This is a genomic window from Amycolatopsis sp. NPDC006125, assembly GCF_040614195.1.
Classification (GTDB): domain Bacteria; phylum Actinomycetota; class Actinomycetes; order Mycobacteriales; family Pseudonocardiaceae; genus Amycolatopsis_E; species Amycolatopsis_E tucumanensis.
On the sequence record NZ_JBEXTZ010000082.1, the window covers coordinates 16,156 to 39,835 of the forward strand.

At 73.1% G+C, this 23,680-nt stretch carries 18 protein-coding genes and 1 pseudogene; 15 read left to right on the forward strand and 4 right to left on the reverse strand.

Annotated elements, in window-relative coordinates:
• Positions 1-9: 9 nt before the first annotated feature.
• Together ABZ193_RS32230 and ABZ193_RS32235 are read right to left on the reverse strand one after the other, a co-directional pair.
• Positions 10-564: a QsdR family transcriptional regulator gene (locus ABZ193_RS32230; RefSeq protein WP_354712556.1), complete on the reverse strand. Its 555-nt coding sequence runs from the start codon at positions 562-564 to the stop codon at positions 10-12.
• Positions 561-1,583, reverse strand: a complete 1,023-nt coding sequence (locus ABZ193_RS32235) for a lipase (RefSeq protein ID WP_354712557.1) — start codon at positions 1,581-1,583, stop codon at positions 561-563. The genes ABZ193_RS32230 and ABZ193_RS32235 overlap by 4 nt, the downstream gene beginning before the upstream one ends.
• Positions 1,584-1,775: 192 nt before the next feature.
• Here ABZ193_RS32235 and ABZ193_RS32240 point away from each other — a divergent pair, with 192 nt between their 5' ends.
• Both ABZ193_RS32240 and ABZ193_RS32245 read left to right on the forward strand, forming a co-directional pair.
• Positions 1,776-2,717, forward strand: coding sequence for an acyl-ACP desaturase (locus ABZ193_RS32240; RefSeq protein ID WP_354712558.1), 942 nt, complete (start codon positions 1,776-1,778; stop codon positions 2,715-2,717).
• Positions 2,718-3,208: 491 nt separating this feature from the next.
• Positions 3,209-4,075 carry a helix-turn-helix transcriptional regulator gene (locus ABZ193_RS32245; protein ID WP_354712570.1) on the forward strand — a complete coding sequence of 289 codons (867 nt, stop codon included), beginning with the start codon at positions 3,209-3,211 and terminating at the stop codon, positions 4,073-4,075.
• Positions 4,076-4,303: 228 nt separating this feature from the next.
• Here the strand turns inward: ABZ193_RS32245 and ilvD are convergent, their stop codons facing one another.
• Entirely contained in the window at positions 4,304-6,139 is a 1,836-nt protein-coding gene (ilvD, locus tag ABZ193_RS32250) for a dihydroxy-acid dehydratase (protein WP_354712559.1), read from the reverse strand.
• A gap of 82 nt (positions 6,140-6,221) precedes the next feature.
• On the opposite strand from ilvD, the pseudogene ABZ193_RS32255 reads away from it, so the two are divergent.
• Positions 6,222-6,401, forward strand: a pseudogene (locus ABZ193_RS32255) (helix-turn-helix transcriptional regulator); the annotation flags it as partial.
• A gap of 142 nt (positions 6,402-6,543) precedes the next feature.
• Positions 6,544-7,044 (forward strand): hypothetical protein, encoded by a 501-nt coding sequence (locus ABZ193_RS32260; protein ID WP_354712560.1) that lies wholly within the window; start codon positions 6,544-6,546, stop codon positions 7,042-7,044.
• 24 nt (positions 7,045-7,068) lie between these two features.
• On the opposite strand, the gene ABZ193_RS32265 is transcribed toward ABZ193_RS32260, so the two are convergent.
• On the reverse strand, positions 7,069-7,845 hold the full coding sequence (locus ABZ193_RS32265; RefSeq protein WP_237335283.1) for an SDR family oxidoreductase: 777 nt from the start codon (positions 7,843-7,845) through the stop codon (positions 7,069-7,071).
• Between the two features lie 244 nt (positions 7,846-8,089).
• Here ABZ193_RS32265 and ABZ193_RS32270 point away from each other — a divergent pair, with 244 nt between their 5' ends.
• From ABZ193_RS32270 to ABZ193_RS32320, 11 genes are all read left to right on the forward strand, one after another.
• A complete protein-coding gene (locus ABZ193_RS32270) occupies positions 8,090-8,923 on the forward strand; it encodes an SDR family NAD(P)-dependent oxidoreductase (protein WP_354712561.1) in 834 nt (277 codons plus the stop codon).
• 101 nt (positions 8,924-9,024) lie between these two features.
• Positions 9,025-10,392, forward strand: coding sequence for a serine hydrolase domain-containing protein (locus tag ABZ193_RS32275; RefSeq protein ID WP_354712562.1), 1,368 nt, complete (start codon positions 9,025-9,027; stop codon positions 10,390-10,392).
• Between the two features lie 13 nt (positions 10,393-10,405).
• Positions 10,406-11,962 carry an ABC transporter substrate-binding protein gene (locus ABZ193_RS32280; protein ID WP_354712563.1) on the forward strand — a complete coding sequence of 519 codons (1,557 nt, stop codon included), beginning with the start codon at positions 10,406-10,408 and terminating at the stop codon, positions 11,960-11,962.
• A 7-nt stretch (positions 11,963-11,969) separates the two neighbouring features.
• Positions 11,970-12,953, forward strand: a complete 984-nt coding sequence (locus ABZ193_RS32285) for an ABC transporter permease (RefSeq protein ID WP_354712564.1) — start codon at positions 11,970-11,972, stop codon at positions 12,951-12,953.
• A gap of 4 nt (positions 12,954-12,957) precedes the next feature.
• Positions 12,958-14,826, forward strand: a complete 1,869-nt coding sequence (locus ABZ193_RS32290) for a dipeptide/oligopeptide/nickel ABC transporter permease/ATP-binding protein (protein ID WP_354712565.1) — start codon at positions 12,958-12,960, stop codon at positions 14,824-14,826.
• On the forward strand, positions 14,823-15,623 hold the full coding sequence (locus ABZ193_RS32295; protein ID WP_354712566.1) for an ABC transporter ATP-binding protein: 801 nt from the start codon (positions 14,823-14,825) through the stop codon (positions 15,621-15,623). The genes ABZ193_RS32290 and ABZ193_RS32295 overlap by 4 nt, the downstream gene beginning before the upstream one ends.
• Positions 15,620-18,922: a serine hydrolase gene (locus tag ABZ193_RS32300; protein WP_354712567.1), complete on the forward strand. Its 3,303-nt coding sequence runs from the start codon at positions 15,620-15,622 to the stop codon at positions 18,920-18,922. The genes ABZ193_RS32295 and ABZ193_RS32300 overlap by 4 nt, the downstream gene beginning before the upstream one ends.
• Positions 18,923-18,948: 26 nt before the next feature.
• Entirely contained in the window at positions 18,949-20,037 is a 1,089-nt protein-coding gene (locus tag ABZ193_RS32305) for a M20 family metallopeptidase (RefSeq protein ID WP_354712571.1), read from the forward strand.
• Positions 20,034-20,873 carry a GNAT family N-acetyltransferase gene (locus ABZ193_RS32310; RefSeq protein WP_354712568.1) on the forward strand — a complete coding sequence of 280 codons (840 nt, stop codon included), beginning with the start codon at positions 20,034-20,036 and terminating at the stop codon, positions 20,871-20,873. Before ABZ193_RS32305 ends, ABZ193_RS32310 begins: the two co-directional genes overlap by 4 nt.
• A complete protein-coding gene (gene menC / locus ABZ193_RS32315) occupies positions 20,870-21,976 on the forward strand; it encodes an o-succinylbenzoate synthase (RefSeq protein WP_020415931.1) in 1,107 nt (368 codons plus the stop codon). Before ABZ193_RS32310 ends, menC begins: the two co-directional genes overlap by 4 nt.
• Before the next feature lie 25 nt (positions 21,977-22,001).
• Positions 22,002-23,618, forward strand: a complete 1,617-nt coding sequence (locus tag ABZ193_RS32320; RefSeq protein ID WP_354712569.1) for a helix-turn-helix domain-containing protein — start codon at positions 22,002-22,004, stop codon at positions 23,616-23,618.
• Positions 23,619-23,680: the final 62 nt, after the last annotated feature.

Here is a 23,680-nt window from a genome sequence, read left to right on the forward strand (position 1 = left end):
GACTCCGAGCTAGCGGAGCAGGTAGTGCAGTGCCCGTTCGGCGCGGTCCGGGTCCGGGGGTTCCCCGGTGATCGCGTCGGTGTAGACGAACGATTCGCCGACGCGGACACACAGGTAGGCCAGGTCGTGCAGGTCGATGTCCATCACGGACAGAGCACCCGCCTCGCGCTCCTTGTTCAGCAGCGTCTCGACCAGTGCGACGAGCCGGGGCTGGAAAGTGTGCCCGCCGCGGGTGAGGACGCGCAGCGCCGTTTCGGTTTCGGTGGTGAGGAAGTGCCGCATGCCGGCATGCGCGAGCGTTTGCCGGACGAACGCCGACATGGCGTTCGCGATGCGCGTGCCCCCGGTCCCGTCCGCCGAGGCGTACGCGTCGAGCATCGTCCGTTCGCCGAGCCGCCACACCACCTCGGCGAGGATCGCGTCCCGGTCGCCGAGCCAGCGGTAGACGGTCACCCGGTTGACGCCGAGCGCCTTGGCGAGGTCGTTGACCTCCACCCGCTGCCGTGCGTTGAACGTCCGCACTGCCAGGTGCAGGGCGCTCTCGCGATCGGGCCGGCTCGTCACGGGCAGCGGGCGGTGACGTAGCAGGCGAGTGCGGGTTCGGACGGCACCCGGTGCGCGGCGACCGTCAGTTGCGCCGAGACCTGCGCGGTCAGCGTCGCGAAGGTGAGCGGGCCGGTCACCGGGTGCGCGCCGGGCATCAGCAGGCGGCCGCAGACCGACCGCTCGATCCGGCCGGGGTCCGCCGGGCCGGGGTGGGTCAGCGCGTCGATCGCCAGCGCCGACGTGACGGGGTCCAGGGTGCCGATGAGCAGGTGTTCGGGGACGGCCAGCGGGCAGACCTCCTGCACGGCGACGTTGGTGATGTTCCCGCCGCCCCCGTGCAGGGAGGAGGTGCCGGTGTCGTCCAGGTTGGGCTGCACGAACTCGTCCGTGCGCGAATAGATCTCGGTGTAGCTGATGCCGGGGAAGGTCTCCTGGCCGGAGTTGAGTGCCTGCACGAACTCCGAGCTCGCTCGCTGCTGCCACAGCGCCGGAGCGCAGTCGGGGACGCACAACGCGGGGACGACCACCGAGCCGTGGTTGGTGCCCGCCATCCCGATCACGTCGTCGACCATGTGCCGCGTGTCGGGCCAGAACCGCAGCGACCAGCGCATGATCATCCCGCCCTGGCTGTGTCCCATCACGGCGATGGGGCGCCCGGCGAGCTTGTACATCTCCCGGATGGCGTAGGTGACGTACTGGGCCCGTACCTGCATGTCGCCCATGTTGTAGCGATCCACCGGCGAATCCGACGTGCAGTACGGGATACCGAGCCGGCGGAACAGCCGCTCGTAGGTGAAGCCGAAGTTCTGTTCGCTGTCGACGGTCGTGGCGGGCGTGAGCAGGACCGGTTCGCGCGTGGCGTTGCGGACGTCGGCGGTGCAGTCGAGGCTGTCGGCCAGGCGGGGCGCGGTCAACTCCGGTCCTGGCCGGTCCACCGGCGCGTAGGTGCCGGCCCTGGCAACGCCACTCCAGCCGGTGACGGCGAGGAGGGCCGCGGCGGCGACGGCGAGCAGGCGGTGCCGAATCGGGCTGCGCATGGGAATTCCTTCCGGCCGGTGCCGCCTCGTCGCGACGCCAGATGCAACTGAAACACGAAATGTTGCATCCGGCAAGACGGCGGGATCGACGGTCGTCGGGAACCGGTCGGGGCGCTCGTGCGTTGACAGTACCTACGGGACCGTAAGTTACGGATTCGTAGGTTCCTGCCCCGGATCCCGAAGGACGTGCGCATGACGCTTCCCGACACCACCCGCCTGATGCACGAGCTCGAGGGGACGGTCGAAGAGAACCTCAACCGCCACCTCGCGGCGGCCCAGGACTGGATGCCGCACGAGTTCGTGCCGTGGAGCGAGGGCCGGAACTTCGCGGATCTGGGCGGCGAGGCGTGGGACCCGGAGCAGTCGCGGGTGTCGCCGGTGGCGCGGACCGCCCTCGAGGTCAACCTGCTGACCGAGGACAACCTGCCCAGCTACCACCGGGAGATCGAGCGCGCGTTCGGCCGGGACGGGGCGTGGGGGACCTGGGTGCACCGCTGGACCGCGGAGGAGGGCAGGCACGGCATCTGCATCCGCGACTACCTCCTGGTGACGCGCGCGGTCGACCCGGTCGAGCTGGAGCGCATGCGCATGGAGACCATGCAGGCGGGCTACGACAGCGGGGACAAGCCGCTGCTGCGGGTGTGCGCCTACGTGTCGTACCAGGAGCTCGCGACGCGGCTGTCGCACCGCAACACCGGCCGGTACACCCAGGACCCGCTCGCGGAGAAACTCCTGGCCAGGGTCTCCACGGACGAGAACCTGCACATGGTGTTCTACCGCAACCTGGTGAAGGCGGCGCTGGAGATCACGCCGGACGCGATGATGCGCGCCATCACCGACGAGGTGCTCGACTTCGCGATGCCCGGCGCGGTCATCCCGAGCTTCGCGCGCAAGGCCGCGCTGATCGCCAAGGCCGGGATCTACGACCTGCGCATCCACCACGACGACGTGGTGATGCCGCTGCTGCGGTACTGGAAGGTCTTCGAGCTGGAAGGCCTGGGCCAGGTAGGCGAGACCGCCCGCGACGAACTCGCGGCATTCCTCAAGGGACTCGACGCGCAGGCCTCGCGCTTCGAGGACCGCCGAGCAGCCGCACTCGCCCGCGACGCCGCGCGGGACCGCCCGCTCGCCTGACTCCCGGCTCGACGCCCGCACGGGACGGCCCGTGCGGGCGGGCTCGACCGTCATCCGGGTAGCGGGGCGGTGGGCAGCGGGCCTTGAGCGACCTCTGGACTCAGCGTGAAACCGAACTCCCTGGACATCATCGCCAGTGCCAGGACGAGCTCTTCGAGCTCCGAGTAGGGCCTCGGCACCGGGAGCAGCCTCCCGGGCGTGCCCAGCCAGTGAGTAATAGGACTGGTTCAGCAGAAAGCCCGCTGTGCGGCCGTCGGGTGAGTGACAGCTGACGTGGTTCGGACCCATTTCGGTGAGGATGACGGTCACGAAGTCATGGCCGACCGCCAAGCAGTCCAAAGGTTCCGTGGGTAATGACCCTGCTCTGATCGGCTCCACCACGAACACCCACTCGCCGCGGTCATCCACGGCTGGTGACAGGGGGACAAGATGGGCCACCTTCACCGCTCGCCCCCTGGCCGGCGGCGGGCAGAATCGGACCCATGAGCGGCATGAAGAGCAGCGAGCTGGCGGAGTTCCTGCGGACCTGCCGGTCCCGGGTCAGCCCCGAGGAGCTGGGCCTGGACGGCTCGGCGCGGCGGCGGGTGCCCGGGTTGCGGCGCGAGGAGCTGGCGCAGCTGGCCGGGGTGAGTGTGGACTACTACACGCGCCTGGAGCAGGGCCGCAGCCGCAGCGCTTCGGCTGAGGTGCTGGACGCCCTGGCGACCGCGTTGCGGCTGAACGACGCCGAGCGCCAGCACCTGATGGACCTGGGGCGTCCGGAGCCCGCGGTGCGCAAGCGACGCGCCCGGCCGCAGCGGGTGGACCCGGCCACTCTGCGGCTGGTCGAAATGCTGGACGGGGTGCACTCGCCGGCGTTCGTGCTGGGGCGGCGGCTCGACGTGCTCGCCCACAACCGGCTCGCGGGCGCCCTGATCACCGAGTTCCGGGCGCTGCCCGCGGCCGACCGCAACCAGGCGCGGTTCGTGTTCTTCGACCCGCACGCCCGCGAGCTGTACCAGGACTGGGAGGCCGTCGCCGCGGACACGGTCGCCATGCTGCGCCTGGACGCCGGCCGCTACCCGGACGACCCGCAGCTGTCGGCGTTGATCGGTGAGCTGTCCATCCACTCCGAACAGTTCCGGAAGTGGTGGTCCGACCACAAGGTGCACCGGCGCACCACCGGCTCCAAGGGCTACCACCACCCGCTCGTCGGCGACCTCACCGTGCAGTACCAGGCGCTCCACCCCGCGGGCGACCCGGACCAGATCCTGTTCGTCTACACCACCGAACCCGGCTCCGCGTCGGAAACCTCGATGCGCCTGCTGGCCAACTGGAACAGCGCCGAGAACCACGATCGCGAACTGCCGGTGCGCTGATCCCGGTATTTCGTTGGTGCTCTGCTGGTGCAGGGGGCGACGCTGCCTGGGTGGATCCGCTGGGCGCGCCCGTCCGCCGACCCCGACGACACCCAGCCGGCCGAGGTCGTGGCCCGGCTGGCGGCGATCGCGCAGAGGGCGGAGCCCGGTGCGGCATCGGGTTCCGCCCGCCGGTGGTTACGCGGCACGCGCTGGCCAGCCTCGTCGCGGTGGGCTCACCCACTGAGCTCAGAGCGTCTCCGGCACCTCCCGCACCGCGCCCTTGTCCGCGGACATGGCCATCGCCGCGTAGGCGCGTAGCGCTGTGGACACCGTGCGCTTCCGGGTGCGGGGCCGGAACGTCGCCCGGGCCCGGCGTTCGGCGAGCACCTCGTCGGGCACGTCGAGGTGCAACGTCCGGCCGGGGATGTCGATGACGATCCGGTCGCCGTCCTCGACCAGGGCTATCGTGCCGCCCGCGGCGGCCTCCGGCGAGACGTGCCCGATCGACAGTCCCGAGGTGCCGCCGGAGAACCGGCCGTCGGTGACCAGGGCGCAGTCCTTGCCGAGGCCGCGCCCCTTCAGGTACGCCGTCGGGTACAGCATTTCCTGCATCCCCGGGCCGCCGCGCGGGCCCTCGTACCGCACCACCACCACATCACCGGGCTGCACGCGCCCGGCCAGGATCGCCTCGGCGGCCTCCTCCTGCGACTCGGTCACCACCGCCCGCCCGGCGAAGGTCAGGATCGAGGAGTCCACACCCGCGGTCTTGACCACACAGCCGTCCTCGGCCAGGTTCCCGCGCAGCACCGCCAGCCCGCCGTCCGCCGAGTAGGCGTGGGCGACGTCGCGGATGCAGCCACCCGCGGCGTCCAGATCCAGGTCGTGCCAGCGCTCCGACTGCGAGAACGCCTCCGCCGAGCGGCGGCAGCCCGGCGCGGCGTGGAACAGCTCGACCGCCTCCGGGGAAGGCGAGCCGCCGCGGACGTCCCAGGTCTTGAGCCACTCGGCGAGCGAGTCGGCGTGCACACTGCGCACGTCCTCGTGCAGGTGCCCGGCGCGGTGCAGCTCGCCGAGGATCGCCGGGATGCCGCCAGCCCGGTGCACGTCCTCCATCAGGTAAGTGCCGTTGGGGGCGACCTTGCACAGGCAGGGCACCTCCCGGGACCGGCGCTCGATGTCGGCCAGCGTGTACTCCAGCCCGGCCTCGTGCGCGGCGGCCAGCAGGTGCAGCACGGTGTTGGTCGATCCGCCCATCGCCAGGTCCAGCGCCATCGCGTTGTCGAACGCCGCCCGCGAGGCGATGGCCCGCGGCAGCACGCCCTCGTCGCCGGAGTCGTAGTAGCGGTGAGCCAAGTCCACCACCGTGCGCCCGGCCTGCTCGTAGAGGGCGCGGCGCGCGGTGTGGGTCGCGAGCACCGAGCCGTTGCCCGGCAGGGCCAGCCCCAGGGCCTCGGTGAGGCAGTTCATCGAGTTCGCGGTGAACATGCCCGAGCAGGAGCCGCAGGTCGGGCAGGCGGCCTCTTCGATGCGGGCGATGTCGGCATCGGACACCGAGTCGGCGACCGCGTCGGACACCGCGGAGACCAGGTGCAGGCGGGTGCGCACGGTGCCGTCGACGAGCACCGCGGTGCCGCCCTCCATCGGGCCGCCGGAGACGAACACCGTCGGGATGTTCAGGCGCAGGGCGGCCATCAGCATGCCGGGGGTAATCTTGTCGCAGTTGGAGATGCACACCAGCGCGTCGGCGCGGTGGGCCTGCACCATGTACTCGACCGAGTCGGCGATCAGGTCGCGCGACGGCAGCGAGTACAGCATCCCCTCGTGGCCCATGGCGATGCCGTCGTCGACGGCGATGGTGTTGAACTCGCGCGGGATGCCGCCGGCCTCGCGGATCGCCTCGGACACGATCCGGCCGACCGGCTGGAGGTGGACGTGGCCGGGCACGAACTCGGTGAAGCTGTTGGCGACGGCCACGATCGGCTTGCCGAAGTCCTCCCGGGCCACCCCGGCGGCGCGCAGCAGCGCGCGGGCGCCGGCCATGTTGCGTCCGTGTGTGACAGTGCGTGATCGCAGTTCGGGCATGCGCTCACGATGCCCGCGCCAGGCCGGGAAGCGAAGACGGTGCGAACACTAGTAGTGGCACTACTAGTGTTGCGGGGTGACCATGCGTGCGCTCGGTGAGTTCCTGCGCGACCGGCGGACCCGGCTCGTGCGGGCCGACCTCGACCTGCCCCCGGTCGGCCGCAACCGGACCACCGGGCTGCGCCGCGAGGAGGTCGCCTACCTCTCCGGGGTCAGCGTCACCTGGTACACCTGGCTCGAGCAGGGCCGCGACATCAACCCTTCGCGCGAGGTCCTCGACGCGATCGCCCGCACGCTGCGGCTCACCGGCGCCGAGCACGCCTACGTGCTCTCCCTCGCCGGCTACTCGGCGCCCCCGCCTCCCGCCTCCCGCCGCGCCGAAGCCCGAAGCCGCGCCGGAACACGTGCAGCGCCTGCTCGACGCGCTCGCGCAGTCACCCGCCTACGCGGTGGCCCCAGACTGGCAGATCACCGGCTGGAACGCCGCCTACGCGGCGCTCTACCCGAACGTCGCGACCGTGCCGGCGCAGGACCGCAACCTGCTGTGGCTGGTGTTCACCGACCCGTACGTGCGGCAGCTGCTGCCGGACTGGGAGGTCACCAGCCGCCGGTTCCTCGCCGAGTTCCGGGCCGAAGCCGGGCCCCGGCTGGGGGAGTTCGGCTACCTGATCGACCGGCTGCGGGCGGCCAGCGACCACTTCCGGGCGGGCTGGGAGAGCCTGGGCGTCGAACGGTTCGCCTCCCGCGAGCGCCTGTTCCGGCACCCGGTGGCCGGGGAGCTGCTGCTGGAACACCACCAGCTCACGCCCCAGGACCACCCCGGCCTGCACCTGGTCGTCTACACCCCGGTGCGCGAGGCGGACGCCGCGGCGCTGCGGCGGCTGCTCGGCGCGCCGTCCGAATAGGACGGACGGCGCGCCGGGAGCCGCTCAGACCGCCTGGGCGGTCGGCAGGATCGTGATCTCACTGAGGTTGACGTGGCGCGGCACCGCGGCGATGAACGCGATCGTCTCGGCCACGTCCGCCGGGCTCAGGCACTCGATGTCGCGCAGCAGGTCGGCCATCAGCTTGCTGGCGTCCGGGTCGGTGACGTGGTCGGGCAGCTCGGTGTCGACCATGCCCGGCTCGATCGCCGACACCCGCACCATCTTGCGCCCCAGCTCGACGCGCGCCAGGCGGCTGAAGTGGCTGAGGTAGGCCTTCGTGCCGGAGTAGACAGAGAACTTCTCCAGGATCCGGGTCGCGGCGATCGACGAGGTGATGATCAGGTCCGCGGGCCCGCCCGCCTCCGCCGCGGCGACCAGCTGCGGCACGAACGCGGCGAGGACGTTCATCACCCCGGTGACGTTCAGGTCGATCTGGCGCTGCCAGTCGTCGACCTTCAGGTCCTCGATCGGCGAGATCAGCTGCACCCCGGCGTTGTTGACGACCAGGTCGGCCCGGCCCAGCCGATCGGCCACCTGCTCCGCCGCCGCGGTGACGGCCTCCCGGTCGGTGACGTCCAGCGGGAGGGCGAGCGCGGTGCCGCCCGCGGCGGTGATCCGGGCGACCAGGTCGTCGAGGTTGTCCTTGCGGCGCGCGGCGACCGCGACCTTCGCCCCCAGCGCGGCGAGCCGTTCCGCGGTGGCGGCCCCGATCCCGCTGCTGGCGCCGGTGACGACGGCGACGCGGCCGGCGAGCGGGGTTCCGGTGATGACCTGCGACATGACGGTTTTTCCTTTCCGGTTGCGGGTTTTCGTCCCGATGCCTTCACACAACCAGTCCGTAAGCCGGAAAAGGGGCCGCACCAATGCCCAGGTGATCGGGGGACAGGATGTCCCCCTCAGCGCGGTTTGGTGGCCCACTCCGTCCCAGGATGAGCGAGGCCCTTTTCGGCGCCCTTTTCGCTGCTCCGCGCTGGTTGAGTGCGGGGCACAGGCACAACGCCGAAAGCGAAGGAGAGACGAGGACATGGCTACTTGGCTGATCACCGGCGCGTCCCGCGGCCTCGGTGCGGAGATCGCCCGCGCGGCACTGGCGGGCGGCGACACGGTGGCGGTCGCGGTCCGCAACCCGGACCGGCTCCCGGACGACCTCAAGTCCGCCGACCGCGTGTTCCCGGTCGCGCTGGACGTCACCGACACCGCGGCGATCGCCCCGGCGGTGGAGTCCGTGGTGAACCGGTTCGGCGGGATCGACGTGCTGGTCAACAACGCCGGCCGCGGTCTGCTGGGCGCCCTGGAGGAGATCAGCGACGCCGAGGCCCGCTCGCTGTTCGACCTCAACGTGTTCGGGCTGATCAACATCACCCGCGCGGTGCTGCCCTACATGCGTGAAGCGGGCGGCGGGAAGCTGGTCCACATCGGATCTCGCTCCGGTTTCGAGGGCGAGCCCGGGGTGAGCATGTACAGCGCGTCGAAGTTCGCCGTGGCCGGCATCAGCGAGGCCCTGTCGGTCGAGCTGGCGCCGTTCGGGATCCAGAGCATGGTCGTCGAGCCGGGCGTGTTCCGCACCGACTTCCTCGACGCCAGCTCGCTGTCCCTGCCGGAGAACCGCATCGCGGCCTACGACGGCACCCCGGCGCACGCGACGCTGGACTGGGTCGGCGAGGCCAACCACACGCAGCTGGGCGACCCCGTCCAGGGAGCCGCGCTCATCTACGAGGTCACCGGCCAGGAGAAGCTGCCCACCCACCTGCTGCTCGGCCGCGACGCGATCGACCGCTGGCAGGTCAAGGTCGACCGCATCGCCGACGACACCGAGCCGTGGCGGGCGAAGTCCATCGCGACCGCCCACCAGGACTGAGGCGGACCGCCCCGCGGGTTCGTCCTGGACGACCAACCCGCGGGGCCGCGTTCGTCCGCGCGAACGAACTTTTCCGCCACCGGCGCCGCTACCTTGGCCCGATGGCGAACCTGGACGAGATCACCGGCTGGCTCGGACGTGACTTCCCCCGCCTGGTCGAGGCGCGTGAGGTGCCCGGCGCGGCCATCGCGGTCGCCGTGGGCGGCGACGTCGCCGACGCGGCCGCCGGGGTGCTGAACCGCGCGACCGGGGTCGAGGCCACCCCGGACTCGGTGTTCCAGATCGGGTCCATCACCAAGGTCTGGACCACCACGCTCGCGATGCAGCTGGCCGACGAGGGCGCGCTCGACCTGGACGCGCCGGTGCGCCGGTACCTGCCGGACTTCCGGGTGGCGGACGAGAGCGCCGCCGCCGCGATCACCGTTCGGCAGCTGATGTGCCACACGTCCGGCTTCGAGGGCGACCTGTTCACCGACACCGGCCGCGGCGACGACTGCGTCGAGAAGTACGTTGCGACCCTGAGCAGCACCGACCAGCTGTTCCCGCCGGGGGAGATGTTCTCCTACAACAACGCGGCCTTCGTCGTGCTCGGCCGGATCGTCGAGGTGCTCCGCGGCAAGCCCTACGACCAGTGCCTGCACGACCACCTCGCCACGCCGCTCGGCCTGACGCACTTCGCGACCAACGCCGAGGAGGCGATCCTGCACCGCGCCGCGGTCGGCCACCTGCCGGGCGGGCAGCCGGCCCCGGTGTGGTCGCTGGTCCGCTCCAATGCGCCCGCCGGCTCGGCGCTGGCGATGCGGCCACGGGACCTGCTGGCCTTCGCCCGCCTGCACCTGTCCGGCGGCGCCGCCCCGGACGGCACGCAGCTGCTCAGCCCGGGCAGCGTGAAGGCCATGCAGGAGCGGCAGGTCGGCCTGCCGCCGCTCGGCCTGATGGGCACCGCGTGGGGGCTTGGCTGGGAGCTGTACGAGTGGCCCGGCGGCACCGTCCTCGGGCACGACGGCGGGACGATCGGGCAGTCCGCGTTCCTGCGCGTGGTGCCCGGCCAGGACGTCGCGATCGCGCTGCTCACCAACGGCGGGGACACGATCGGCCTCTACACCGACGTCTACGGCCACCTGTTGCCCGAGCTGGCTGGGATCGCCCTGCCGCCGCTGCCGGAGCCACCCGCGGACCCGCTGCCGGTCGACGGCCGCCGCTACCTCGGCACCTACTCCAGCGAGGTCGCCGACCTGACCGTCACCCAGGACGACGACGGCCGCCTCTGGCTCGACCAGCGGCCCAAGGGCCTCCTCGCCGAGCTGGGCGAGGCCGAGCGGACCGAGCTGGTCCGGCTGGACGACGACGTCCTCATCCCGCGCACCCCTGCCCACGGTGTCCACCTGCCGCACGTGTTCGTCGGCGACGACGGCACCGGCCGGGCGGCCTACGTCCACTCGGGGCGGGCGACCCGCCGCTCCGCCTGACCCAGGAGACACGATGAAGACCGCTTCGATCACGGCCGCGGCCGCCGTGCTGGCGCTGGCGCTGACCGCCTGCGGCGGCGGCGCCGGGTCGACCACTGTGGACGGTGGCACGTTCACGCTGGTCTCGGCAGGCGACCCCGGCAGCCTCGACCCGCACTTCACCACGATGTCGGTGACCATCCAGGCCGACCGGTTCCTCTACGACACGCTCGTCAACATCGACCCGGGCGGCAACATGGTCGCCGGGCTCGCGGAGAAGTGGGAAGGCGACACGACCACCGCGAAGTACACGCTGCGCAAGGGCATCACCTGCTCGGACGGGACCCCGCTGACCGCGTCGCAGGTCGCCGACAACATCAACTTCGTCAGCGACCCCGCCAACGGTTCCGCCTCGCTGGGCCTCTACGTGATGCCCGGGGCGAAAGCAACCGGCGACGACGCGGCGGGCACCGTCACGGTCACCAGCCCGACCCCGGACTCGTTCCTCGTCCGCGACATCGGCGGGCTCTTCATCGTCTGCGGCAAGGGGATGGCCGACCGCGGGCTGCTCAAGCAGGGCGCGGACGGCACCGGGATGTACACCCTGACCGAGGCCGTCGCGGGCGACCACTACACGCTCACGCGGCGCAAGGACTACGCGTGGGGGCCCGGCGACTGGAAGACCGACACGCGCGGGCTGCCCGACACCGTCGTGATCCGGGTCGTCGGCAACGAGCTCACCGCCGCGAACCTGCTGGCGTCCAGGCAGGTCAACGCGGCCGCCGTGGTCGGCCCCGACCAGCAGCGGCTGCGCGGCATGGGCCTGACCGCACACGACATCGAGTCCCCGTTCGGCGAGCTGTGGTTCAACCAGCGCCCCGGGATGCCCGGCGCGGACGTCGCGGTGCGGCGCGCCCTGACCCAGGCGCTCGACCTCGGCCAGCTCGGCCAGGTCCTCACCAGCGGGACCGGCCGCGCGCCGAAGAGCCTCCTGGCGCCCGGGCTCGGCCCGTGCGGCGGCGACACCATCAGCGGGCTGCTGCCCGCCTTCGACCTGGCCGCCGCGAAGTCCGGTTTGGACTCCGCCGGCTGGGTCGCGGGCCCGGACGGCGTGCGCGTCAAGGACGGCAAGCCGCTGGCGCTCACCTTCTACTACCCGTCGACGCTCGGCTCGACCATGCAGGCGGCCGCCGAACTGGTCCAGCAGCGCTGGTCCGCGGCCGGCGCGCGGGTCACCGTCAAGGGCATGACCGACACCGAGTCCACGCAGGTCCTCGCGGAGGGCGTCTGGGACGCGGCGTTCGTGCCGCTCGGGGTGTTCCTGCCCACCCAGCTCGTCCCGTTCTTCTCCGGCAGCGGCAACAACTTCGCGGCCGTGCAGAACCCCGCCTACGACGCGGCGGTCCAGCAGGCCGGCGCGCTCGCCGGCGCCGACGGCTGCGGCAAGTGGGGCGAGGCCGAGCAGGCGCTGGTGCGGGAGCTCAACGTGGTGCCGTTCGTCAACGCGGTGCGGCCCACGTTCGTGCAGGGCGCCACGCTCGAGACGAGCCAGGGCAGCATCGTCCCCAGCTCGATCCGGATGCTCGGCTGAGGCGCGCGTGGTGACCACCGCGATCCGCCCGGCCGGACTGGGTGACAACGTCTGGGTCCGGTTCGCCGTGCGGCGGCTGGTCCGGGTGCTGGTGTCGGTCTGGGTCCTGCTCACCGCCGCGTTCGGGATGATCCACCTCATCCCGGGCGACCCGGTGCGGGCCGCGCTCGGGCCGACCGCCGCGCCCGAACTCGTCGAGGCCCGCCGGGCCGCGCTCGGCCTGGACGACCCGTTGTGGCAGCAGTACCTGCACTACCTCGGGAACCTGTTCACCGGCGACCTCGGCACCTCCCTCGGCTCCGGACTGCCGGTCGCGCAGGTGATCGGCGACCGGCTGCCCGCGACGCTGGAGATCGCGGGGTACGCGTTCCTCCTCGCCGTCGCCGTGGCGATCCCGGCAGGCACGGTGATGGCGGTGCTCACCCGCGGCGGGAGGCGGCGGACGACCGAGCTCGCGTTCACCTCCGCCACCGCCGTCCTGGCCGCGATCCCGGAGTTCCTCATCGCGGTGGGCCTGGTGTTCGTGTTCGGGGTCAGCCTCGGGTGGCTGCCGGTGGCCGGGCGGTCCGGGCCGGAGTCCTACCTGCTGCCGGTGCTGGCGCTGGCCGCCGGACCGGCCGCGGTGCTGGCGCGGATCACCCGGGTGGAGATGCTCGCCGTGCTGCGCGCCGACCACATCCGCACCGCCCGGTCCAAGCGGCTGCCGGCGAGCTGGATCTACCTGCGGCACGCGTTGCCGAACGCGCTGACGGCGACGCTGACGCTGGGCGGGCTGCTGCTCAGCGCGATGGTCGCGGGGACGGTGCTGGTGGAGAACGTGTTCGCCTGGCCCGGCCTCGGCAGCACCATCGTGCAGTCCATCCTCGCCAAGGACTACCCGCTGGTGCAGGGCGTGGTGCTCGTCTACGGCCTCGGGGTGCTGCTGGTGAACCTCCTCGTCGACGTGGCGCTCGCGCTGCTCGACCCGCGGTCGGCGATCAGGGAGAGCTGAGAACGTGCCGAAGTCGAACTGGAGCGCGGCCCTGCGCCGCCCGCTGGGCGCGAGCGCCGCCGTGGTCGTGGTCGCCGTGCTCGGGCTGGCGGTGCTCGCGCCGCTGCTGTGGGCGGAGCGAGCCGCGGCGCTGGACACGAACCAGATCCTGCGCGGACCCTCCGCCGAGCACTGGATGGGCACCGACGGGCTCGGCCGCGACATCTTCTTCCGCGTGCTGGTCGCCACCCGGCTGTCGGTCGAGCTGGCGCTCGCCGCCACCGCGATCGGGGTGGCCACCGGCCTGCTGCTGGGCACCGCCGCCGTGCTGCTCGGCAAGCGCGCGGGACGGCTCGTGTCCGCGGTGGTCGACATCGCGGTGGCCTTCCCCGGGTTGCTGCTGGCGCTGTTCTTCGCGGTCATCTTCGGCGTCGGCGCGCGCGGCAGCGTGCTCGCCATCGGCCTGGCCATCGCGCCGGCGTTCGCCCGGCTCACGCGGACGATGGTGGCCCGCGTCGCCGCGCTCGACTACGTCTCCGCCGCGCGGATCGCCGGCGTCGGCCGGTTCCGCCTGCTGGGGCGGCACATCCTGCCCAACGTCGCCGAACCCCTGGTCGTCAACGCGACCATCACGACCGGCAGCACGATGCTGGCCTTCGCCGGGCTGTCGTTCCTGGGCCTGGGCGTGCAGTCGCCGGACTACGACTGGGGCCGCCTGCTTCGCGACGGTCTCGACGTGCTCTACCTCCACCCGGCCGCCGCGCTCGCGCCCACGGTGGCGGTGGTGGTCGCCGGGCTCGCGTTCAGCCTCTTCGGCGAGGCGGTCGCCACCGCGATCGGCGCCGACACCACCCGCCACCCGCGACGGGAGGCGCCGGCACCGCCACCGGCGGCCGCCCCCGCACCCCAGCCGGCGGATCCCGTGCTGGCGGTGGAGAACCTGCAGGTCACCTTCCCCGGGCCGGTCACCCCGGTGCGCGGCGTGAGCTTCGCCCTGGCACGTGGTGAATCCGTCGGCGTCGTCGGGGAATCGGGGTCCGGCAAGAGCCTCACCGCGCTCGCGGTCGCCCAGCTGATCGAGGAACCCGGCCGGGTGCACGCCGACCGGCTGGAATTCCTCGGGCAGTCGCTGCCCGGCGCGGACACCCGCGCGCGGCGGCAGTTGCTCGGCACCTCCTTCGCGATGGTCTTCCAGGACCCGATGACCTCGTTCAACCCCACCCAGCGGGTCGGCAACCAGCTCGCCGAGGTGGCCCGGTATCACCAGGGAATGACCCGGCGCGCCGCGTTCGCGCGCGCCGTCGACCGGCTGCGCGCGGTGCGTCTGCCCGGCGCCGAGCGACGGGCCCGGCAGTACCCGCACGAGTTCTCCGGCGGCATGCGGCAGCGCGCGATGATCGGCATGGGACTGATGTGCTCGCCCGCGCTGATCGTCGCCGACGAGCCGACCACGGCGCTCGACGTCACCGTGCAGGGCCGCGTGCTGCGGCTGCTCGCCGACGTGCGCGCCGCCGACGACGTCGCGATCCTGCTCATCAGCCACGACATCGGGGTGGTCCGCCGGATGTGCGACCGCGTGCTGGTGATGTACGCGGGCCGGATCGTGGAGGACCTGCCGGCCGCGGACCTGGACTCGGCGGCGCACCCGTACACGCGGGCCCTGCTCGCCGCCGTGCCGGACATGACGACCGATCGCGACCGGCCGATGGCCGTCATCCCCGGCCGTCCCGCCGAACCCGCGGACCTGCCGCCGGGCTGTGCCTTCGCGCCGCGCTGCCCGCTGGCGACCGAACGGTGCACGACCGAGGAGCCGCCACTGGTGCACGGAGTCGCGTGCTGGCACCCCGTGGTGGACGTGCCGCGCGAGCAGATCCGGGTGGGGGAGGCGCGATGAGCGAACTGCGTTTCGAGGGCGTCTCCGTCCGCTACGGCTCGCGGCGCCGCGGCACGACCGCCGTGGACGGGGTGGACCTGACCGTGCCGGACGGCGCGATCGTCGGTCTCGTCGGCGAGTCCGGCTCCGGCAAGTCGACCCTCGCCCGCGCCGCGGTGGGCCTCGCGCCGGTCGCCGCCGGGCGGATCCTCGTCGGCGGACGGCCGGTCCGGCAGCCCGGTCCGGTGCAGATGGTGTTCCAGGACCCGTACTCCGCGCTGGACCCCCGGATGACCATCGGCGCTTCGATCGCCGAGGCCATCCCGCGCGGCCGGACCGACCGGCGCGCCGAGGTTGAACGCCTCCTGGCGCAGGTCGGCCTCGCCGCGGACCGCGCCGGGATGCGGCCCGCTCAGCTCTCCGGCGGGCAGCGCCAGCGCGTGGCCCTGGCGCGGGCGCTCGCCGCGCGCCCGGAAGTGATCATCGCCGACGAGATCACCTCCGCGCTCGACGTCTCGGTGCAGGGCACCGTGCTCAACCTCGTGCGCGACCTGCAGGAGCGGACCGGGTTGTCGATGCTGTTCATCTCCCACGACCTGGCGGTGGTGCGCTACGTCAGCGACTTCATCGCCGTGATGTACCGGGGCCGGATCGTCGAACACGGTCCCGCCGACCGGGTCCTCACCGAACCCGAGCACCCCTACACCCGCGAGCTGCTCGCGGCCGCTTCCGGTGGGGAGGTGTCCGATCCGGACACCGGCTCCGGCGAGGAGCCCCTGCCCGTCCGACCCCTTCGCGCACAGAGGAGAACCCGGTGACCCGACGCCAGCGCATCACGGACCTGACCGACCTGACCGTGCCCGAGCAGCCCGCGCTGTCCCCTTCGGGCGACGCGGTCGTCTACGTCCTGCGCGGCAGCGACCTCTCCGCCGACGAGAACGTGCACAGCCTGTGGCGCGCCGACGTCCCCGCCGGGCGGGCGCGGCGGTTGACGCACGGACGCGCCGACAACGCGCCCGCGTGGTCGCCCGACGGCAGCCGCATCGCGTTCCTGCGCGCGGTGGACGGGCCGCCGCAGGTCTGGCTGCTGCCCGCCGCCGGCGGCGAAGCCGAGCGCCTCACCTCCTTGCCGCTGGGCGCGGGACGGCCGGTGTGGAGCCCGGACGGCACGAAGATCGCGTTCAGCGCGGCCGTCGACCTCACCCCGGACGAGCCCGACCACGCGCCCATCGTGGCCGACCGGCTCGACTACCACGCCGACGGCGCCGGCGTGCTGCGCGGCAAGCGCGCGCACCTGCACGTCGTGGACGTCGCCACCGGCGACTGCCGCCAGCTGACCAGCGGCGACTGGCACGCCGGGGACCCGGCGTGGTCGCCGGACGGCGGCAAGCTGGCCTTCGCCGCCGCGACCGGCGTTCAGCGCGACCTCGCCATCCGGGTCCCGGTGCACGTGCTCGACGTGACCGATCCCGCCGCCACCCCGCGCGAAGTCGGCCTCGCCGACGGGCTCGCCGCGGCCCTGACGTGGACGGCGGACGGCGGCGCGCTGCTCGTCGTCGGCAACCAGCACGGACCGGAGAGCCACGCCGGGCTGATCCGGATCCCGCTCGACGGGGGCGATCCGGTGAACCTCGCTGCCGAGCTGGACCGCAACGTGATGCCCGGCAGCCCGGCCTACCCCGGAGCCTGGCCGCAGCTCACCGACGACGGCCGCAGCGTCCTGTTCTGCGTCCGCGACCGCGGCTGCACCCACCTGTACTCGGTGCCCGTCGACGGCGGCACCCCGCGCCCGGTGCTCACCGGCGCCGGACGGACTGTGGCCGGGCTGAGCGTCGCGGGGACCACCGCGGCCGTCGTGCTCACCACGCCGGACTCCTACGGCGAAATCGTCAGCCTCGACCTGTCCACCGGCGCCGAGACCGTCCTCACCGGACACACGGCGGAGGGCATCGAGCTGGTCACCCCGCAGGAGCGGGAGTTCCGCATCTCCGACGGCACCGTCGTGCACGGCTGGCTGCTGCGCGATCCGGCCACCACCGGCCCCGCGCCGTTGCTGCTCGACATCCACGGCGGACCACACAACGCGTGGCAGGGCGGCGCCGACGAAATCCACTTCTACCACCAGGAACTCGTCGCCCGCGGCTGGACCGTGCTGCTGCTCAACCCGCGCGGCAGCGACGGCTACGGCGAGGAGTTCTTCACCGCCGTCCGCGGCGGCTGGGGCACCGCCGACGCCAAGGACTTCCTTGAGCCGCTGGACGACCTCGTCGCCGAAGGCGTCGCCGACCCGGACCGGCTCGCCGTCACCGGGTACAGCTACGGCGGCTTCATGACCTGCTACCTCACCAGCCGCGACGACCGGTTCGCCGCGGCCGTCGCCGGGGGCGTGGTCACCGACCTCACCAGCATGGCGGGCACCTCGGACGAGGGGCACCTGCTGGCGGCGCACGAACTCGGCGCGCTGCCGTGGGACGCCCCCGATGCCTACGCCGCGATGTCGCCGCTGGCGAAGGTCGACCAGGTCCGCACGCCGACGCTCGTGCTGCACGGCGGCGCCGACCTGCTCTGCCCGGTGGGCCAGGCCCAGCAGTGGCACACCGCGCTGCGCGAGCGCGGCGTGCCCACCCGGCTGGTGCTGTACCCGGGCGGCGCGCACGCGTTGATCCTCAACGGACGGCCCTCGCACCGCCTCGACTACAACCGGCGCGTCGTGGACTGGGTCGAGCGGCACACGCCCGGCCGCCGCCCGCCGCTGGACGCCGCGCACTGGCAGCGGCGCCTGACCGAACTCGCCGAACGGCACCACGTGCCCGGCGCGGCGCTGGGCATCCTGCGCCTGGGCGGCGAAGACGAAGTGGTCGAGGCGGCCCACGGGGTGCTCAACGTCAACACCGGCGTCGCGGCCACGACGGACTCGGTGTTCCAGATCGGCTCGATCTCCAAGGTGTGGACGGCGACCGTCGCCATGCAGCTCGCCGACGAGGGGCTGCTCGACCTCGACGCGCCCGTGGCGGACGTGCTGCCGGAGCTGCGGCTGGCGGACCCGGACACCACCAAGCAGGTGACGATGCGCCACCTGCTCACCCACACCAGCGGCATCGACGGCGACGTCTTCACCGACACCGGCCGCGGCGACGACTGCCTGGAGAAGTACGTGGCGCGGCTGGACGAGGTCGCGCAGAACCACCCGCTCGGCGCCACCTGGTCCTACTGCAACTCAGGGTTCTCGCTGGCCGGCCGGGTCATCGAGAAGCTCACCGGCGGCACGTGGGACGCCGCGCTGCGGGAGCGCCTGTTCACCCCGCTCGGTCTGACCCGCACGGTGACGCTGCCCGAAGAGGCGCTGATGTTCCGCGCCGCGGTGGGCCACGTCGGCTCGCCGGAACCGGTCACGGCGCCGGTGTGGACACTGCCGCGGTCGGCGGGCCCGGCCGGCCTCATCGACTCCACCGCGGCGGACGTGCTGGCGTTCGCGCGAATGCACCTGACCGGTGGCCTGGCCGCCGACGGCACCCGCGTGCTCAGCGCGGAAGCGGCCGCGGCGATGGCGGACAAGCAGGTCGACCTGCCGGACAAGCACTCGCTGGCCGACTCGTGGGGCATCGGCTGGTTCCGGCTGCACTGGGACGGGCAGCTGGTGCTCGGGCACGACGGCAACACGATCGGGCAGGCCGCGTTCCTGCGCCTGCTGCCCGCCGCGGGACTCGCGGTCACGCTGCTCACCAACGGCGGCAACACCCGCGGCCTGTACGAGGACCTGTACCGGGAGATCTTCGCCGAACTGGCCGGCGTCGCCGTGCCGCACCCGCTGGCGCCGCCGGACGAGCCGGTGGCCGTGGACATCACCCCGCACCTGGGCACGTACGAGCGCGCGAGCACCCGCATGGAGGTGTTCCGCGACGGGGACACGCCGAAGCTGCGCACCACCGTGACCGGCGAGCTGGCCGAGCTCGTGCCCGACCCGGTCGAGGAGTACGAGCTGGTCGCCGTCGACGACGACCTGTTCGTGGTGTGGATCCCGCAGATGGAGTCCTGGATGCCGGTCACGTTCTACTCGCTGCCCACCGGGGAGCGGTACGTGCACCACGGCGTGCGAGCCACACCGAAGGTGGTGTGAGCATGCCGTTCCCGGACCTGTCCGCGATGCTCGACGACATCGAGCGGCTGGTCACCTGCGAATCGCCATCGTCGGACCACCCGGCGGTGGCCGCGAGCGCGGACACGCTCGCGCGCCTCGGCGAGCGGCTCCTCGGGGTGCCGCCGGAGAAGATCGTCCGCGACGGGTGGACGCACCTGCGCTGGCGCTTCGGCCCTGGCCCCGCGCGGGTCCTGCTGCTCGGCCACCACGACACCGTGTGGCCGCTGGGTCCCCTGGACACGCATCCGTACACAGTGGAGGGTGATGTCCTGCGCGGGCCCGGCTGCTTCGACATGAAGGCCGGGGTGGTGATGGCTCTGCACGCCGTCGCCGCGCTCGGCGACCGGGCCGGGGTGACCATCCTGATCACCGGCGACGAGGAGCTCGGCTCGCCCAGCTCGCGAACCCTGATCGAGGACGAGGCCGCGGGCTGCGCCGCCGCGCTGGTGCTGGAGGCCTCCGCCGACGGCGGGGCGCTCAAGACCGAGCGCCAGGGCGTGTCGCAGTACCAGGTGCAGGTGAAGGGCCGGGCCGCGCACGCCGGGCTGGAACCGGAACGCGGTGTCAACGCCACCGTCGAGCTGGCGCACCAGATCCTGGCGGTGGCCGGGCTCGCGGACCCCGGGCGCGGCACGAGCGTGACGCCGACCGTGCTGTCCGCCGGCACCACGGCGAACACCGTGCCCGCCGCCGGGCAGTTCGCGGTCGACGTGCGCGTCCGCAGCGCGGCCGAGCAGTCCAGGGTGGACGAGCGGATGCGGGCGCTGGAGTCCGTTGTGGAGGGTTCGGTGGTGGAGGTGCTGGGAGGCCCCAACCGGCCGCCGATGGAAGCGGAGTCGTCGGCCGCACTGTTCGCCCGCGCGCAGAAGGTGGCGGCGACGCTCGGCCTGGCACCGCTGACGGCCGCCGCGGTCGGGGGCGCCTCGGACGGCAACTTCACCGCGGGCGCCGGGGTGCCCACCCTCGACGGGCTCGGGGCCGTCGGCGGCGGAGCACACGCCGACACCGAGCACATCCGGATCGGCGAGCTGCCCGGCCGCACCGCGCTGCTGTCGGCCCTGGTTGCCGACCTGCTGACGGACGTGCGCCGGTGAGGACCAGTCCCGAGGAAGCCGCGGCCAAGGCGGCGGTCGCGGCGGGCGTCCGCGTCCGCGAGATCGCCGAACTGCCCGAGCTGGAGGCCGTGTACCGGCTGTTCGACCTGATCTGGCGCCCCGATCCGGCCAACCCGCCGGTGACCACCGAACTCATGCGCGCGCTGACCAAGGCGGGCAACTACGTCGCCGGCGCGTACGTCGGGGACGAGCTCGTGGGCGCCTGCGTCGGGTTCTTCGGCACCCCCGGGGTGATGCACAGCCACATCGCGGGCGTGTCCCCGGTGATGGCCGGGCGCAGCGTCGGGCTGGCGCTCAAGCTGCACCAGCGCGCCTGGGCGCTGCCGCGGGGGATCGCGGTGATCGAGTGGACCTTCGATCCGCTGGTGAGCCGCAACGCCTACTTCAACCTCGGCAAGCTCGCCGCCGAAGCCGTGGAGTACCTGCCGAACTTCTACGGCGGGATGCACGACCACATCAACGGCGACGACGACACCGACCGGCTGCTGGTGCACTGGCGCATCGGCGCACCCGAGGTCGAAGCGGCCTGCGACGGCACACCCCGGCGCGTCAGCGCGCCGCCCGGTGCGGTCGTGGCGCTCGGCGCGGAGAACGACACGCCCCGCCTCGGCAGTCTCGACGGGCCGGCCCTGCTGGTCGCCGCGCCGCGGGACATCGAGACGCTGCGCCGCGCGGACCCGAGCCTGGCGCGGCAGTGGCGGATCGCGGTGCGCGACACGCTCGGCACGTTGCTGGCGCAGGGCGCGCGCGTCGCGGGATTCGACAAGACCGGGTGGTACGTCGTCACCCGCGTGGCCAAGGAGGACAGCGCGTGAAACTGACCGGAGTGGAACTGCGCCGCATCGAGATGCCGCTGGTGGCTCCGTTCCGGACCTCGTTCGGCACGCAGACCGCCCGCGACATCCTGCTGGTGCGGGTCGAGACGGACGAGGCCGTGGGCTGGGGCGAATGCGGCACACTGGCCGACCCGCTCTACTCGCCGGAGTACGTGGACGGCGCGGCCGACGTGCTGCGGCGCTTCTTCGTGCCCGCGCTCGCGGCCGCCGACCACCTCGACGCCACCGCGGTGGGCCGCGTGCTGGCGCCGTTCAAGGGGCACCGCATGGCCAAGGCCGCGCTGGAGATGGCGGTGCTCGACGCCGAGCTGCGCGCCGAAGGCCGCCCGCTGGCGCGGGAACTGGGCGCGGTGCGCGACCGGGTGCCGTGCGGGGTGTCGGTCGGGATCATGGGCTCGGTCGGCGAACTGCTCGACACCGTCGGCGGCTACCTCGACGCCGGGTACGTGCGGATCAAGCTCAAGATCCAGCCAGGGTGGGACGTCGAGCCGGTGCGGGCGGTCCGGGAACGCTTCGGCGACGACGTGCTGCTGCAGGTCGACGCCAACACCGCGTACACGCTCGCCGACGCGCGCCACCTGGCCCGGCTCGACCCGTTCGGGCTGCTGCTGATCGAGCAGCCACTGGACGAGGAGGACGTGCTCGGCCACGCGGAACTCGCCAAGCGGCTCGCCACGCCGGTGTGCCTGGACGAGTCGATCGTGTCGGCGAAGTCGGCCGCGGACGCGATCGCGCTCGGCGCGTGCCAGGTCGTCAACATCAAGCCCGGCCGGGTCGGCGGCTACCTGGAAGCGCGCCGGGTGCACGACGTGTGCGCCGCTCACGGGGTGCCGGTGTGGTGCGGCGGCATGCTCGAATCCGGGCTGGGCCGCGCCGCCAACGTCGCGCTCGCCGCGCTGCCCGGCTTCACGCTGCCCGGCGATACGTCCGCCTCCGACCGCTACTATCGCACCGACATCACCGAGCCGTTCGTGCTCTCCGGCGGGCACCTGGACGTGCCCGCGGGGCCGGGCATCGGGGTGGAGCCGGTGCCGGAGCTGCTGGCCGAGGTGACGACGGCGACCGAGCGGGTGGCCTGCTGAGCCGGCGAGGAGGTGGGGCGTCGCGGTGAGCGCCGGTGTGGTCCGTGTCCTCGACGACCTCGGTGGCACGCTGCTCGACCTCGTGCACGGCGACCCGGGTCGCGCCGGGGACATCGGCGGCGTCGCGATCCACGACCCGTTCGAGGAACCCGTGCTGCCCCGCCACGCGCTCGTGCTCGGCGTTGGCGTCCGCGAGCCCGAGGAGGTCGCGCGCCTGCTGCGCGCGCTCGGCAAGCAGGAGGCGGCCGGGCTGGTGGTGCGCGCGCCGGTCGACGTGCCGGCGGAGGTCACCGCCGCCGTCGACGAGACCGGCGTGGTGTTGCTGGGCCTGACGCGCGGGGCGTCCTGGGCGCAGCTGGCCGCGATGCTGCGGGCGCTGCTCGCCGAGGGCGACGTCGGCCAGGCCGAGCCGGAGATGCTGGGCGGGGTGCCGTCGGGTGACCTGTTCGCGGTGGCCAACGCGATCGCGGAGCTGATCGACGCGCCGGTGACGATCGAGGACCCGCGCTCGCGGGTGCTGGCGTTCTCCGGCCGCCAGGACGAAGCCGACCCGTCCCGGGTGGAGACGATCCTGGGACGGCAGGTGCCGGAACGCTTCGCCCGGATGCTCACCGACCGGGGCGTGTTCCGCGAGCTGTACCGCAGCGACCGGCTCGTCTACGTCGACGCGCTGGTGAACCTCGACGGCCTGACGATGCCACGGGTCGCCGTCGCCGTGCGGGCCGGTGACGAGGTGCTCGGCTCGATCTGGGCGGCGGTGCGGGAACCGCTCAGCGCGGAACGCGAGCAGGCGCTGCGGGAGGCGGCCCGGCTCGTCGCGCTGCACATGCTGCGCGTTCGCGCGGGCACCGACGTGTCCCGCCGCCTGCGCACCGAACTGCTCAGCACCGCGCTCGAAGGCGGCGCGGGAGCACGCGAGGCCATGTCCCGGCTGGGGCTGGCCGGCCGTCCGGTGGTGGTGCTGGCGCTCGCGCTCGCCGACCGCGGCCCCGGCGAGCGGGACGACGCCGGGGTGGCGACCGAACTCCAACGGGTGAGCGACGGTCTCGCGATGCACCTGACCGCGGTGCACCCGCGTGCCGCGAGCGCCCTCGTCGGGGACGTGGCCTACGGGCTGGTCCCGGTGGAGGGCGAGGGCGACGGCGAGCAGTGGGCGGTGTCCATCGCGACGGAATTCCTGGACCGGGTGGGGGAGCGGGTGCCCGCGGTCGTCGCGATCGGTCCGGTCGCCGAGGACGTCCCGGCACTGGCCGGTGCCAGGGCCAGCGCGGACCGGGCGCTGCGGGTGCTGCGGGCGGAACCGCGCATCGGCCGCCGGGTCGCCCGCCTGGCCGACGTCCAGGTCGAGGCGCTGCTGCTGGAGTTGCGCGACCTGGTCGCCGCGCGGGGTGACCGCCCGACCGGCCCGGTCGCGCGGTTGTTCGACTACGACCGGCAGCACAACACCAACCTGGTCGAGACGTTGCGCGCGTGGCTGGACGCCTTCGGCGACGTGAACGCGGCCGCCAACGCGGTCTACGTGCACCCCAACACCTTCCGCTACCGGCTGCGGCGCCTGGCCGAGGTCGCGCAGCTGGACCTGTCCGACCCGGAGGCCCGGTTCGCGGCGATGCTGCAGCTGCGGGTGATCGCACCCCGCTGACGCCGGAAGCCCCCGCAGCCGGCTGCGGGGGCTTCCGGCGTCAGCGGGGGAGCAAACTTCAG

Excerpts from the sequence above, each read along its gene's own strand:
- ABZ193_RS32295 (WP_354712566.1), top strand. The coding sequence starts at position 14,823 with ATGAGCGAACTGCGTTTCGAGGGCGTCTCCGTCCGCTACGGCTCGCGG.
- ABZ193_RS32280 (WP_354712563.1), top strand. The coding sequence starts at position 10,406 with ATGAAGACCGCTTCGATCACGGCCGCGGCCGCCGTGCTGGCGCTGGCG.
- ABZ193_RS32270 (WP_354712561.1), top strand. The coding sequence starts at position 8,090 with ATGGCTACTTGGCTGATCACCGGCGCGTCCCGCGGCCTCGGTGCGGAG.
- ABZ193_RS32305 (WP_354712571.1), top strand. The coding sequence starts at position 18,949 with ATGCTCGACGACATCGAGCGGCTGGTCACCTGCGAATCGCCATCGTCG.
- ABZ193_RS32265 (WP_237335283.1), bottom strand. The coding sequence starts at position 7,845 with ATGTCGCAGGTCATCACCGGAACCCCGCTCGCCGGCCGCGTCGCCGTC.
- ilvD (WP_354712559.1), bottom strand. The coding sequence starts at position 6,139 with ATGCCCGAACTGCGATCACGCACTGTCACACACGGACGCAACATGGCC.
- ABZ193_RS32245 (WP_354712570.1), top strand. The coding sequence starts at position 3,209 with ATGAAGAGCAGCGAGCTGGCGGAGTTCCTGCGGACCTGCCGGTCCCGG.
- ABZ193_RS32235 (WP_354712557.1), bottom strand. The coding sequence starts at position 1,583 with ATGCGCAGCCCGATTCGGCACCGCCTGCTCGCCGTCGCCGCCGCGGCC.
- ABZ193_RS32240 (WP_354712558.1), top strand. The coding sequence starts at position 1,776 with ATGACGCTTCCCGACACCACCCGCCTGATGCACGAGCTCGAGGGGACG.
- ABZ193_RS32275 (WP_354712562.1), top strand. The coding sequence starts at position 9,025 with ATGGCGAACCTGGACGAGATCACCGGCTGGCTCGGACGTGACTTCCCC.